Origin of the sequence: Nitrospirillum goiasense, assembly GCF_034427435.1 — a bacterium.
Lineage (GTDB): Bacteria > Pseudomonadota > Alphaproteobacteria > Azospirillales > Azospirillaceae > Nitrospirillum.
Window position 1 is genome coordinate 1,675,091 of record NZ_JAXQNP010000003.1, and the last position, 12,953, is coordinate 1,688,043.

Genomic DNA, 12,953 nt, shown 5'->3' on the forward strand with positions numbered 1-12,953 from the left:
CTTTCGGTTGGAAAGTGCGGCGGTGGCCTCATATAATATTAACGGCACGAGATGTTGACTGGTGCCGCTGTCGTCCGCGACTGCGGGCGCCGGGGCGGCATTTGAGCGAGCACGCTAAAATGCCGCGCGTATAAGTTTGACGCCGTTTTCCCCTGTTCGGATCGCAGCCATGGCCTTCATGACCCGCCTTGCCCTTGTCCTGGGTGTCCTGCTGAGCGCGGCGGGGGGCATGATGCCGGCGCGGGCCGATTTCCTGCCCCCGGGCCGCCCCGGCGATACCGACCCCATCATTCAGCAGGTGCTGAATTGCTGGAGCTATGGTCATCGTCCCAATGCCAAGGGGGCCGGTGTCGGGGTGGGCGGGCAGAAGCTGGTTTGCGCCCATGGCGAGGCCAAGACCGCCGTCATGAAGGACGCCATCGCCCGCATCACCGCCCTGGACGCCCAGACCCTTGTCATCTGGTCGCAGGGCGGCGGCGACCCCCAGGCCGCTGCCGAGCTGGCGCAGACCATCGTCGACAGGGGCATCACCGTCATTATCGACGGCCCCTGCGCCGGCCCCTGCGTCTGGTGGCTGGCCGCGTCGCCCAAGCGCCTGGTGACGCCCGAGGCGGTTTTCGATTTCAGCGCGGGACCGGAGGCGCCGGAGGCGGTGGCCGACCGTGTTCGCCAAGCGAACGGCATCGACCTCAACGCCTTGCGCCAGACCGGTGGCCCGGCCCAGCGGCGGGATGAGGCGGCGTTGCGGGCGCTGGGCCTGGGCGTTACCGTGCTGCCGCCCATCGTGGCGGTAAAGCCGACGCCGACCTGACCGTCCTACCGCCCGGTGGGCGGCGCTTCCGCCAGATCCTCCCGCGCTTGGTCCAGCGCATACCGCAGGGCGCCCCGCCGCTCCCGCTCGTCCGGGATGGCGATTAACCGGTCATAGATGCGGCTGATCAACTGTCCCTGGGACGCCGGACTGGCTTGCAGCCCGTCCTGAGCCTGAAGGGTCAGCACGCCGTCAATGATCTGTCCCAGAAGGTGCGCGTCCAGTCCGGGGCGGTTGCCGGTCATATGCATGTCGCCGTGGCCGGTCAGCAGCCAGTCCACCGAAATGTCCAGGTTCAGCAACTGGGCCAGGGTTTCGCCCTTGGGCAGTTTGCCCAGGCGTTCATACCCCTGCCAGGTGTTCACCCCCAGGTCGAACCGTGCGGACATGCTTTTCTGGGTTTCCCCCAGATATTCACGAACCTGGCGCAGCCTATCCTTTAGCCCCCTCATGGTGCGGCGCGCAGCCTCGATACAGGGGCGGCGATGGACGACCAATGGCACGGAATTTTGTGCTTCATTGGCACGAAAAAACGTGCCATGTTCAATCTCGCGTTCAGTCGGAACACTCCGTGACCACTCCTGATGTCATGGGGGCCGCACAAGGGCGCCGGCATCCAGGCGCTGATTGGCGCCCGGGTTCCGTCTCTGGTGGGATTTGGCGGTTGAAAAGGGGCGTCTAGGCACACTCCACCCCGTGCGTGGGGCAGGTGCGTGTTGGTGATCCCCGGGGCTTTAACGATGCCTGTCCGGCCGGCAATCCTCCATGGGCTTAGCCCCAATATCCAAGTAAGCGAGCTTTCCACCTGAGCGATAACGCCGCGCAGGTAAAAGTTTAATTAAGATCTGATAGAATAAAGCTCCCTGACCTGATCGCAACGTCCAATCCGTATCAAGACAGTCAGCCGGAGCTTTTGTCTATCGCGGCAGGACAGGGCTTATGCACAAGGCTGATTACCAGCTTTTCCCGAAATTGCGTCTGATATGCATCATCTATAGTGGCGATGTGGACGGGAATGAAATAGCCGATCATATATCTGGCCTGATCCAAGATGGCAGGGTGGACCCGTCCTGGAATTGCCTGGTTGATCTGCGCTCATTTATCGGAAATGTTCACCACTCATCCTTGGAGAGGATGTCAAAGCTGCTGAACAAGAAGCAAATTCCTGGTTTTTATAGTCGAAAAGAAGAAAATAACCAAGGTAGGGTGGCTATCGTAAGCTACAATGCGGGTCAAAAGTTCTTGATCAATCTGGCCCGTGTCTACATCCGGGAATACGAACTTCAGCACTTCTCTGATATGCGGCAAGGTTTCGCCTGGGCGTCTGGGCGGGATGCCTTGCCCCGGCACATGATATCATTGGACTGGCATTTGGAGATGGCTCTGCAAGATGAGGACAGTGACCCTGGGCGCTAGATCATGAACAGGTCAAGCCGTCGCGAACAGACCGGGGGCGCGCCATCTGCGTCTGTTTAACGCAGATGGCTCAAGCCCCGGGAAAGCATCCCGCGAGAATCGAAACGCCCCCGGAAGGCCGTCTTCCGGGGGCGTCACGACGGTGGAAAGAAGGGACAGGCCTCAGGCGCGCCGCTCAGCCAGGAAAGCGACTTCGCCGCCGGGCGTGCCTTCATAATCGGTCAGCGGGATCGGATAGTCGCCGGTGAAGCAGGCGTCGCAATATTGCGGACCGCCGGTGTCACGGCCGCTATGCCCCAGCGCCTTGTACAGCCCATCGTTGGAGATGAAGGCCAGGCTGTCGGACCCGATGTAGCGGTTCATTTCCTCGACCGACAGCTTGTGGGCCAGCAGCTTTTCCTTTTCCGGGGTGTCGATACCGTAGAAGCAGGAATGACGGGTCGGCGGGCTGGAAATGCGCATGTGCACCTCCTTGGCGCCGGCGGCCCGCATCATTTCCACGATCTTCACCGAGGTGGTGCCGCGCACGATGCTGTCATCCACCAGGATGACCCGCTTGCCCTGGATATAATGGCGGTTGGCGTTGTGCTTCAGCTTCACGCCCAGGTGGCGGATCTTGTCGGTCGGCTGGATGAAGGTGCGGCCGACATAGTGGTTGCGGATGATGCCCAGCTCGAACGGAATGCCGCTCTGCTCGGCGTAGCCGATGGCGGCGGGCACGCCGCTGTCCGGCACGGGGATGATCACGTCGGCGTCCACATGGCTTTCCTGGGCCAGGTGCGCGCCGATGGCCTTGCGCACCTTGTAGACGCTGGACCCCTCGACCAGGCTGTCGGGCCGGGCGAAGTAGATGTACTCGAAAATGCAGAAGCGGCTCTTTTCCGGCTGGAAGGGGCGCAGACTCTGCACGCCGGCGGCGGTCAGCACCACCATTTCACCCGGCTCGATGTCGCGGACGAAGTCGGCGCCGATGATGTCCAGGGCGCAGGTTTCCGACGCCAGGACCGGCGCGTCGCCCAGCATGCCCAGCACCAGCGGGCGCACGCCGCGCGGATCGCGCACGCCGATGATCTGGTCCTTGGCCATGGCGACCAGGGAGTAGGCGCCCTCGACCTGGCGCAGGGCCTCGACCATGCGGTCGATGACGCTGCCGCCGCGGGCGGTCGCCATCAGGTGGACGATGACTTCGGTGTCGGTGGTGGACTGGAACAGGCAGCCACGGCGCACCAACTGGCGGCGCAGCGTCATGGCGTTGGTCAGGTTGCCGTTGTGCGCCAGGCCGAAGCCGCCGAACTCGAAGTCCGCGAACAGCGGCTGCACGTTGCGCAGCGCCGTGTCGCCGGTGGTGGCGTAGCGCACATGGCCGATGGCGGCGTTGCCCTTCAGCGGGCGCATGACCGCCTCGGAACTGAAGTTGTCGCCGACCTGGCCCAGCGCGCGGTGGACGCCGAAATGCTCTCCGTCAAAGGCGACGATGCCCGCCAATTCCTGGCCGCGGTGCTGCAGGGCGTGCAGGCCCAAGGCCACCAGGGCGGCCGCGTCCGTGGCACCCAGGATACCAAAGACGCCGCATTCCTCGCGCAACTTGTCGTCGTCGAAGGGGTTCGTGGTCAGCATGAGCGATCACCGGGCGCCTTTCGCGCTAGGTTGGTACGTTGCGGTCCGTTGCGAAGAAGCGGTTATTCCGGCTTCTTCTTGTCGACGGAATTCTCGATCAGCTGATCAAGGCCCGTGCGTTCGCGGTCGTTATAGCCCTGTTCACCAGGCTTCGCACCCGCATTCACCGCAGGGGTGATCGCCGGGGTTTGAAGCCGCTCCAAATCCTGCTTGGCGGCCAGGGCCCGCTCGGCTTCCATCCGGGCGGCATCGATTCGTCCTTCACCCTCGTGGCGCAGGTCGGACGGCGCCAAGGTGCGCAGCATGTCCGCCCCGGCCTCCAGCGCCGGCCGGGTGCGCGCGTCGCGCAACCAGTCCGGCTTGTTGTCCGGCCAGATATAGCCCATGAGCATATAGCCCAGGCTGACCAACACGGCGCCGCGCAGCACCCCGAAACCGAACCCCAGCGACCGGTCGATAGCCGACAGGGCGCTGTCGCTCACGCGGCCGGCCAGGGTGTGGCAGATCATCTGCAGCACCAGCAAGGCCGCCACGAACAGGGTGATGATGGCGACACCGTCGGCAATCATCTGCCGCTCGATATGGGCGCGGACGAAGGGCTTGACCAGGGGGAAGGCATACAGCGTGACCAAGGCAGCCCCGACCCAGGCGCCGATCGACAGCACCTCGCGCACGAAGCCGCGGGCGAAGGCCAAAAGGGCCGACAGCACGACGATGACGACGACGGCGATGTCCAGGGGGTTCAAACCGTTGATATCCATGATGCCTCAGCCCCGCCCGCCGCCAGAGACGGCCTTGGGTGTGTTCTTGGACGGCGCGCTTTTCTGGGCGGGGGCCGCCTGGAACAGGGGCAGCAGATCCGACAGGTGGTGCAGTTCGATGCGCCGCAGGCCGGCGTCCCCGCCGGACCCCTTGCGCCGGGTGGGCACCAGGGCCGTGCCGAAGCCCAGCTTCGCCGCCTCCTTCAACCGTGTCTCGCTCTGGCTCACCGCCCGGATTTCCCCCGACAACCCGATCTCTCCATAAACCACGGCGTCGGCCGGCACCGGCTCCCCCGTCAGGGAGGAGACCAGGGCCGCCGCCACCGCCAAATCCGCCGCCGGTTCCGTGACCTTCAGGCCGCCGGCGACGTTCAAATATACATCATTGGCGCCGATGGCGAGGCCGCACCGCGCCTCCAGCACCGCCATGACCATGGCCAGGCGCGCCGTGTCCCAGCCCACCACCGCGCGGCGGGGCGTGCCCAGGGGCGACGGCGCCACCAGGGCCTGCACCTCCATCAGCACGGGGCGGGTGCCCTCCATCCCGGCGAAGACGGCGGTGCCGGTCACATCGCCGCGCCGTTCCGCCAGGAAAATCTCCGACGGGTTGGCGACCTCGCGCAGGCCGTCCTCCGCCATTTCGAACACGCCGATCTCATCGGTGGCGCCAAAGCGGTTCTTCACCGCGCGCAGGATGCGGAACTGGTGGCCGCGCTCGCCCTCGAAATACAGCACGGTGTCCACCATGTGCTCCAGCACGCGGGGGCCGGCGATCTGGCCATCCTTGGTGACGTGGCCCACGATCAGCAGGGTGATGCCCCGGCGCTTGGCCACGCGGATCAGTTCGGAGGCCGAGGCCCGGACCTGGGCCACCGTGCCGGGCGCGCTGTCCAGCGTATCGACGAACATGGTCTGGATACTGTCGATGACCGCCACGCGCGGGCCGTCGGCCGTGTCCAGCGATGCCACGATGTCGCGCACATTGGTCGCGGCCGCCAAATTCACCGGTGCCGAGGCCAGGCCCAGCCGCAGGGCGCGCATGCGCACCTGGTCCACCGCCTCTTCACCGGAGATGTAGGCGCAGGACGTGCCTTGGGCCAGGCGGCAGATGACCTGCAGCAGCAGGGTGGACTTCCCGATGCCGGGGTCGCCGCCCACCAGCAGGGCGGAGCCATGCACCAGGCCGCCGCCGCACACCCGGTCGAATTCCTGGATGTGGGTCATGCGCCGGGGCGCCTGCTCCGACACGCCGGACAGTTCCACGAACTCCAGCCGGCGGCCCTGCACCTTGGTGCCCAGGCCACGGGGCGCCGCTTCGGGGGCGGCCTCCTCCACCAGGGTGTTCCAGGCGCCGCATCCCTCGCACCGGCCACTCCATTTGGGATGGGCCGTGCCGCAACTTTGGCAGACATAGCGGTTCGTGTTTCGGGCCACGGGAATACGATCCTGAGGGGGTGATGAGGCGTGACGTATCATAACAGCTTGGGTGACCGAACCGCCACCCCGGCGCCGGTTATACAGCCACCAGATTTAGGGGGTAGGGCCCCGCCGGACGCACGACAGAATGGTGCGCGGCCCGTGGCGTGATGGTGCGGCCGGCGGCCGGCGAATTGACAGCCGCCGGTGCCGCGCCCACAGTCGCCGCCTGCCGTTTCCCTCAGGATGTTCCGCCTTGAAAAGCACCATGACCATGGCGCGTCGCGCCTTGACGATCCTGACGCTGCTCGCCGGCGCGGCGGGGGTGATCCCCGCCCGCGCGGCCGACGGGGGGCGGCGCCGGTCGCGGTGGTGATTTATCGCGGGGCCACTGTGATCGACGGCACCGGTGCGGCGCCGCAGGCAGGCATGGACGTCGTGACCCGGGGGCAGGACATCGCCCTGGTGGCGCCCACGGGGCAGGTCCCGTCAGGCCTGGCCACGGGGGCGGTGGTGATCGATGTCCGGGGCCTTTACGTGCTGCCGGGACTGATCGACACCCATGTCCACCTGGCCACCGTGCCCAACCGCCGTGCGGAGGAGGCGCTGCTGCGCCGGGCGCTGTACGGCGGCGTCACGGCGGAACGGGACATGGCGGGTGACACGCGCGTCCTGGCCGATCTCGCGCGCGCTGCCCTGCTGGGGGATATCCCGGCGCCGGACATCCATTACGCCGCGCTCATGGCCGGCCCCAGCTTCTTCAAGGACCCGCGCACCGCGGCATCCGCCCAGGGCGCCACGGCGGGGCAGGTGCCCTGGATGCAGGCCATCACGCCGGATACCGACCTGAAGCTGGCGGTGGCCTTGGCGCGGGGCACCGGCGCCAGCGGTGTCAAGATCTACGCCAACCTGCCGGCCGACCTGGTGGCGGGCATCACGCGGCAGGCGCACGCCCAGGGCTTTCGCGTCTGGGCCCACGCCATGGTGTTTCCGGCCACCCCGGCGGAGGAGATCGAGGCGGGCGTGGACGTGCTGTCCCATGCCTGCATGCTGGCCTATCAGGCGCTGCCGGTGAAACCGACGCAGTACCATGATCGCGCGCCCGTGGACCCGGCGCGCATCGCCAATCCCGATCCCGTCATGGCCGGCCTGTTCCAGGCCATGAAGCGCCACGGCACGATGCTGGACGCCACCCTGCGGGTCTATGCCGAGGGCGACGCCCGCTGGGCCGGCAAGCCCAACCCGCCGGGCTCCTACTGTCTGGGTGAGCTGGCGGCGCGCATCACCCGGCAGGCGCATGACGCCGGCGTAGGCGTCTCCGCTGGCACGGATGGGGAAACACCCGCCGCCGACGCCTACCCGGCCCTGCATGAGGAACTGGAACTCCTGGTCCACCGGGCGGGATTCTCGCCCTTGGCCGCCATCCAGGCCGGCACCCAGATGGGGGCCCGCGTCCTGGACATGGAGCAGCGCATGGGCACGGTGACGGCGGGCAAACTGGCCAACCTCGTGTTCGTGGCCCAGGATCCGAGCCAGGACATCGCCAACCTGCGGAGCGTCGTCTACACGGTGAAGCGGGGCCATCGCTACAACCGTGCGGACTTCCAGCCCATTGCACCGGATGAGGCGGGCGACGTCGACTAAGCGGTGGGGGACGGGGGCCTCTGGTCTAGATGATCCCCAGGCCGTGCAGCCAGGTTTCCACCAGACGCGGCCACGCCGATACGGCGGACGCCGTCGGCCGCAGTCCGAAGGCGTGGCCACCCAGGGCGTAGGAGTGCAACTCCACCGGCACGCCCGCCTTCTTCAGCGCCATGTAGTAGCTCAGCGCGTCCTCGACCCTGTCCACATGGTCATCCTCGTTCTGCAACAGGAAGGTCGGGGGCGTGTCGCGCGAGATGTGGCGGTCAATGTCTGGATTGAGCGCGATGGTGTTCTCCGCCTCGGACAGATGGCCGGGATACATCGCGATGGCGAAATCCGGACGGCTGCTTTCCATGTCCGCCGCGTCCACGGCGGTATAGGCCCTGTCGCGGAAATGGGTGCTGACGGCGGCGACCATGTGCCCGCCCGCGGAAAAGCCGATGACACCGATCTTGTGCGGATCGACCTGCCATTCCGCGGCATGGTGGCGGACCAGGCTCACAGCCCGCTGGGCGTCCTGCAAGGCCATCGGCACCGGGGGAACGACATGGCAATGGCATAGGCCGTCCCAATAGGGCCCCGAATGCGGTACGCGGTATTTCAGCAGGACGCAGGTAATGCCCCGGCCTGTCAGCCAGTCGCAGATCTCCGTGCCTTCCAGGTCCATGGCCAGGATCTTGTAGCCCCCGCCGGGGAAAACGATGACGGCCGCGCCCGTGTTCGGCCCTTTGGGCGCGTAGACCGTCATGGTGGGGCGGGAGACGTTTTCCACCACCACCACGTTACCGTCCGTGCGCATCATCTCCGGTGCCATGGAGGCCGGCATGCCCGGGGCCGTCCCCGGCCAGAGGGGAATCTGCGCGTGGCCCGGGGTGGGCTGCCAGACGGACGCCCACGCGGGACCCTGGGGACCCGCGATCAAGGACAACAAGCCAAGGATCAGCAAGGCGCGACGGCCCATGCGCGACTGTCCTTTGCGGTGGCGGCCTTACCCCAGCTTGACCTGCATCTGGATCGGGCCGTCGGCGCGGCCGTGGATGAACTGGTCGACGTAAGCGTTGCCGCTGTTGTCGATGGCGTCCGTCGGCCCCTGCCAGATCAGCTTGCCCTGGTACAGCATGCCGATGCGGTCGGAGATTTTGCGGGCGCTGGCCATATCGTGGGTGATGGTCAGCGCGGTGGCGCCCAGGTCGCGCACACACTTCACGATCAGGTCGTTGATGACGTCGGCCATGATGGGGTCCAGACCCGTCGTCGGCTCGTCGAAGAAGATGATTTCCGGGGTGGTGGCGATGGCGCGGGCCAGGCTCACGCGCTTTTGCATGCCGCCTGACAATTCCGCCGGGGACAGGTTGGCCACGTCCGGGCCAAGGCCCACCGCGGCCAGCTTCTCGATGGCGATCTCGCGTGCCTGCGACCGCTTCATGCCCTGGCCCTGGATCAGGCCGAAGGCCACGTTCTGCCAGACGGGCAGGCTGTCGAACAGGGCGCCGCCCTGGAACAGCATGCCGAACTTGGTCATGACCCGGTCGCGGGCGCGGCCGCCGATGTGGGTGGTCTCCTCGCCATCGACCTTGATGGTGCCGGCATCCGGGCGCAGCAGGCCCAGGATGGATTTCAGCATCACCGACTTGCCGGTGCCCGACCCGCCGATGATGACGAAGGACTCGCCCTTGGCGACGCTGAGGTCCACGCCGTCCAGCACCTTCTTGGGGCCGAAGGCCTTCTTGACGCCAACCAGCTCGATTTTGGGGGTCGCGGTGCTCATGAGAAGAACAGCCCCGTCAGCAGATAGTTGATCATCAGGATCATGATGGAGGCGGAAACCACGGCGTGCGTGGTGGCCGCACCCACGCCCTGGGCGCCGCCCTTGGAATGGTAGCCGTTGTAGCAGCCCATCAGCGCGATGATGAAACCGAAGGCCGCCGCCTTCGCCAGGCCCGAGACCACGTCGATGGTCTCAAGGTACTGGGCCGTGCTGGTCAGGTAGGCGGCGGGGTTGAAGCCCAGGCGGTAGATGCTGACGACGTAGCCGCCGAAGACGCCGATGATGTCGGCCACCAGCACCAGGCAGGGCAGCATCAGCGTGCCCGCCAGCAGGCGGGGCGCCACCAGGTATTTGAACGGGTTGGTGGACAGGGTGGTCAGCGCGTCGACCTGTTCCGTCACACGCATGGTGCCGATCTCGGCCGCCATGGCCGCACCCACGCGGCCCGCCACCATCAGCCCGGCCATGACCGGCCCCAGCTCACGGGTGATGGACAGCACCACCACGGTGGCGATGGCGCTGGATGCGTTGAACCGGGCGAAGCCCGTGTAGCTCTGCAGCGCCAGCACCATGCCGGTGAACAGGGCGGTCAGGCCCACCACCGGCAGGCTGTTATAGCCGATCTCCCGCATCTGCTGCAGCAGCAGGCGGGGATAGAAGGGGGGACGGACGCAATGCGACAAGGCGCGCGCCGTGAACAGGGCCAGCCGCCCGGTTGCGGCCAGGAACACCAGGGTGGCCCGGCCGATCCCGCTCAAGAACCCCATCCGCTCCGCTCCTCAGTCATTCAAGGGACTTATCATACCAACCGCTGACGTGCCCAACGGCTCCACATCCGGGTGCGCCGCAAAAGGTCACGCCCCCTGATACACGCGGCAAAACCTCCGGCCAAGCCCTGTTAGGATCTCATAGCCTATCGTTCCCGCGTCGGCCGCCACGTCATCCAGCGGCCGGTCGGGCCCGATCAGCTCAGCGAAGACGCCGGGAACCAGGGCGGCGGGCGGCACGTCGCTGGCATCCACGCTCAGCAAATCCATGGAAATGCGGCCGACCACCAGGGCCCGCACGCCGGCGATGGTGACATGGCCGGATGAGCCCAGGGCGCGGAAATAGCCGTCGGCATAACCTACGGCGATGGTGGCCAGCCGGGCCGGCGCCCGGGTGCGATAGGTGGCGCCGTATCCCACGGTGGTGCCCGCCGGCACGTCGCGGACCTGCAGGACCCGCCCCAGCAGCCGCAGCGCCGGGCTCATGGGGTTGGGGGCCTCCGGCGTCGGATTCACCCCATACAGCGCGGCACCCGGCCGCACCATGTCGTGCAGCAGCGACGCCTCACGGAAGATGCCGGAGGAGGCCGCAAGGCTGGCCGGTGCCGCGGGCAGGCGGGCCAGATGGTCCCGGAACCGGGCGTCCTGCTCGGCATTCAGGCCGTCACCCGCCACGTCGGCGCTGGCCAGGTGGCTCATCCAGCCCGCCAGGGCGATGCCGGACAGCCGGGCCGTGTCGCCGACCAGGCGCCGGACGTCGCCATCATCCAGTCCCAGGCGGTTCATGCCGGTGTCGATGTGGATGACGGCGGGCAATGCGCGGTCCAGCTCTCTCCCCAGGGCGCGCCAGCGGTCGATATCGTCCAGGCTGTTCAGGACCGGTATCAGGCCCAGGGCGGCCAGTTCCCGCTCCGTGCCCGGCGTCGGGCCGTGCAGGACCAGGATGCGGGCGTCAGGGCCGGTGCCCGGGGGCAGGGCGGCGCGCAGGGCCGCGGCCTCCTCCAGGTCGGCGACGAAAAAGGTCCGGCACCCGGCCTTCAGCAGCGCGCGCGCCACGGCAACGGCGCCCAGGCCATAGCCGTCGGCCTTGACCACGCCGGCGCATTCCACCACCCGGCCCGCCCGCTGGGCATGGTCGCGCAAGGACCGCCAGTTGCCGGCGATGGCTTCCAGGTCGATGGCCAATACGGCGCCGGCACCGGCCGGCACCTGATCTAGGAATCCCATGGGCGACACGCCTGATTCCTCAGTAATCGTCGCCCGCGCCCGCCAGGGCATGGTGGGTGTCGAGGTCGGAGAAGCGGGTGAATTCGCCGTGGAAGTGCAGGCGCACGGTGCCCACGGGGCCGTGACGCTGCTTGGCGATGATGGCCTCGGCGGTATCGTGCACCTCTTCCAGCCGCTGCTGCCAGCGCTGGTAGCGGTCGTTGAACTTGTCTTCCGCTTCTTCCGGGCGGCGGGAGGGTTCGGCGCGTTCCAGGTAGTACTGTTCGCGGTAGACGAACATGACCACGTCGGCGTCCTGCTCGATGGAGCCGGATTCACGCAGGTCCGAGAGCTGCGGGCGCTTGTCCTCGCGGTTTTCCACCTGTCGCGACAGCTGCGACAGGGCGATCACCGGCAGGTCCAGTTCCTTGGCGATGGCCTTGAGGCCGCGGGTGATCTCGGAGATTTCCTGCACGCGGTTGTCGGTCTTGCTGATGCCGCCGCCGCGCAGCAGCTGCAGATAGTCGACCACGATCATGCCCAGGCCGTGGGTGCGCTTCAGCCGGCGGGCGCGGGTGCGCACAGCGGTGATGGACAGGGCAGGGGTGTCGTCCACGAAGAACGGCACCTTGGAGATATAGTTGCTGGCCTCGATGAAGCGGGGGAAGTCGCTGCCGTGGATTTCGCCACGGCGGATCTTGTCGCCGCTGACCTCGGCCTCATCGGCCAGGATACGGGTGGCCAGCTGTTCCGCCGACATTTCCAGGGAGAAGAAGCCAACGGGCGCCCCCTCCTTGCCGCTGCTCTTCATATGGGCGCGCGCGGCGTTGAAGGCGATGTTGGTGGCCAGCGCCGTCTTACCCATCGAGGGGCGGCCGGCCAGGATGATGAGGTCGGACGGATGCAGGCCGCCCAGCTTGCCGTCCAGGTCGCGCAGGCCGGTGGTGACGCCGGTGACATGGCTGGACCGCTTGTATGCCGCCTCCGCCATTTCGATGGCGGCCTTCAGCGACCGTTCGAACGGGACGAAGCCGCCCTGGGCGTCACCGGTGGAGGCGAGGTCGAACAGCCGCTTCTCCGCCTCCTCAATCTGGTCGGTGGCGACCACGTCCAGGTCGTGTTTGTACGCGGCGTTGACCATGTCCTCGCCCACGTCGATCAACTGCCGGCGCAGGTAGGCGTCGTGGATGATGCGGCCGTAGTCCTCCGCGTTGCTGACGGTGACGACACCGGCGGCCAGGCGGGCCAGGTACTCGGTGCCGCCGATCTCCTTCAGGTCGGCATCCTGCTCGAAATAAGCCTTCAGCGTCAGCGGGCTGGCGATCTGGCCGCGCTCCACCAGCTTGGCGATGGCGGCGAAGACGCGGCCGTTGGCCGGGTCGAAGAAGTGCTCCGGCCGCAGGAACTCGGCCACCTTTTCCAGGGCCTTGTTGTTGACCAGGGCGGCGCCCAGCAGCGCCTGTTCCGCCTCCAGGTTATGGGGCGGCGTGCGGTAGGGCAACGCACCGGTGGAGGCGGCCGGGTCGGTCAACTTGGTGTCCATGGGC

The 12,953-nt window shown here is 67.1% G+C and carries 12 protein-coding genes; 3 read left to right on the top strand and 9 right to left on the bottom strand.

All coding sequences use genetic code 11. The annotated features are described in order from the left end of the window. Nucleotides 1–169 precede the first annotated feature (169 nt). Nucleotides 170–811, top strand: coding sequence for a hypothetical protein (locus ULB03_RS21620; RefSeq protein ID WP_322485134.1), 642 nt, complete (start codon nt 170–172; stop codon nt 809–811). 5 nt (nt 812–816) lie between these two features. Here the strand turns inward: ULB03_RS21620 and ULB03_RS21625 are convergent, their stop codons facing one another. Continuing rightward, complete coding sequence (locus ULB03_RS21625) at nt 817–1,200, bottom strand: hypothetical protein (protein ID WP_322485135.1); 384 nt, start codon at nt 1,198–1,200, stop codon at nt 817–819. Between the two features lie 550 nt (nt 1,201–1,750). On the opposite strand from ULB03_RS21625, the gene ULB03_RS21630 reads away from it, so the two are divergent. Further along, nucleotides 1,751–2,227 carry a hypothetical protein gene (locus tag ULB03_RS21630; RefSeq protein ID WP_322485136.1) on the top strand — a complete coding sequence of 159 codons (477 nt, stop codon included), beginning with the start codon at nt 1,751–1,753 and terminating at the stop codon, nt 2,225–2,227. A gap of 162 nt (nt 2,228–2,389) precedes the next feature. Here ULB03_RS21630 and purF read toward each other — a convergent pair whose 3' ends face one another. The 3 genes from purF to radA all read right to left on the bottom strand — a co-directional run bounded on the left by purF (nt 2,390) and on the right by radA (nt 6,039). After that, nucleotides 2,390–3,844 (bottom strand): amidophosphoribosyltransferase, encoded by a 1,455-nt coding sequence (gene purF, locus ULB03_RS21635; RefSeq protein ID WP_322485137.1) that lies wholly within the window; start codon nt 3,842–3,844, stop codon nt 2,390–2,392. 62 nt (nt 3,845–3,906) lie between these two features. Beyond that, on the bottom strand, nt 3,907–4,605 hold the full coding sequence (locus tag ULB03_RS21640) for a CvpA family protein (RefSeq protein ID WP_322485138.1): 699 nt from the start codon (nt 4,603–4,605) through the stop codon (nt 3,907–3,909). Between the two features lie 6 nt (nt 4,606–4,611). After that, on the bottom strand, nt 4,612–6,039 hold the full coding sequence (gene radA / locus ULB03_RS21645) for a DNA repair protein RadA (protein ID WP_322485139.1): 1,428 nt from the start codon (nt 6,037–6,039) through the stop codon (nt 4,612–4,614). A gap of 375 nt (nt 6,040–6,414) precedes the next feature. Between radA and ULB03_RS21650 the strand changes: the two genes are divergently transcribed. After that, nucleotides 6,415–7,665 (top strand): amidohydrolase family protein, encoded by a 1,251-nt coding sequence (locus tag ULB03_RS21650; RefSeq protein ID WP_322485140.1) that lies wholly within the window; start codon nt 6,415–6,417, stop codon nt 7,663–7,665. A gap of 25 nt (nt 7,666–7,690) precedes the next feature. On the opposite strand, the gene ULB03_RS21655 is transcribed toward ULB03_RS21650, so the two are convergent. The 5 genes from ULB03_RS21655 to ULB03_RS21675 form a co-directional block, all read right to left on the bottom strand. After that, the gene (locus ULB03_RS21655; protein WP_322485141.1) at nt 7,691–8,491 is read right to left on the bottom strand and encodes an alpha/beta hydrolase; all 801 of its coding nucleotides are present in this window, start codon (nt 8,489–8,491) and stop codon (nt 7,691–7,693) included. Between the two features lie 162 nt (nt 8,492–8,653). Next, a complete protein-coding gene (locus ULB03_RS21660) occupies nt 8,654–9,433 on the bottom strand; it encodes an ABC transporter ATP-binding protein (RefSeq protein ID WP_322485142.1) in 780 nt (259 codons plus the stop codon). Beyond that, nucleotides 9,430–10,200 (bottom strand): MlaE family ABC transporter permease, encoded by a 771-nt coding sequence (locus ULB03_RS21665; RefSeq protein WP_322485143.1) that lies wholly within the window; start codon nt 10,198–10,200, stop codon nt 9,430–9,432. Before ULB03_RS21665 ends, ULB03_RS21660 begins: the two co-directional genes overlap by 4 nt. Nucleotides 10,201–10,287: 87 nt before the next feature. After that, nucleotides 10,288–11,427, bottom strand: coding sequence for an alanine racemase (alr, locus tag ULB03_RS21670; protein ID WP_322485144.1), 1,140 nt, complete (start codon nt 11,425–11,427; stop codon nt 10,288–10,290). Nucleotides 11,428–11,446: 19 nt separating this feature from the next. After that, the gene (locus tag ULB03_RS21675) at nt 11,447–12,949 is read right to left on the bottom strand and encodes a replicative DNA helicase (protein WP_322485145.1); all 1,503 of its coding nucleotides are present in this window, start codon (nt 12,947–12,949) and stop codon (nt 11,447–11,449) included. Nucleotides 12,950–12,953: the final 4 nt, after the last annotated feature.

Bases quoted from the DNA above. Each gene is read 5' to 3' on its own strand.
- ULB03_RS21620 (WP_322485134.1), top strand. From the start codon at position 170: ATGGCCTTCATGACCCGCCTTGCCCTTGTCCTGGGTGTCCTGCTGAGC.
- ULB03_RS21625 (WP_322485135.1), bottom strand. From the start codon at position 1,200: ATGTCCGCACGGTTCGACCTGGGGGTGAACACCTGGCAGGGGTATGAA.
- ULB03_RS21630 (WP_322485136.1), top strand. From the start codon at position 1,751: ATGCACAAGGCTGATTACCAGCTTTTCCCGAAATTGCGTCTGATATGC.
- purF (WP_322485137.1), bottom strand. From the start codon at position 3,844: ATGCTGACCACGAACCCCTTCGACGACGACAAGTTGCGCGAGGAATGC.
- ULB03_RS21640 (WP_322485138.1), bottom strand. From the start codon at position 4,605: ATGGATATCAACGGTTTGAACCCCCTGGACATCGCCGTCGTCGTCATC.
- ULB03_RS21655 (WP_322485141.1), bottom strand. From the start codon at position 8,491: ATGCCGGCCTCCATGGCACCGGAGATGATGCGCACGGACGGTAACGTG.
- ULB03_RS21660 (WP_322485142.1), bottom strand. From the start codon at position 9,433: ATGAGCACCGCGACCCCCAAAATCGAGCTGGTTGGCGTCAAGAAGGCC.
- ULB03_RS21665 (WP_322485143.1), bottom strand. From the start codon at position 10,200: ATGGGGTTCTTGAGCGGGATCGGCCGGGCCACCCTGGTGTTCCTGGCC.
- alr (WP_322485144.1), bottom strand. From the start codon at position 11,427: ATGGGATTCCTAGATCAGGTGCCGGCCGGTGCCGGCGCCGTATTGGCC.
- ULB03_RS21675 (WP_322485145.1), bottom strand. From the start codon at position 12,949: ATGGACACCAAGTTGACCGACCCGGCCGCCTCCACCGGTGCGTTGCCC.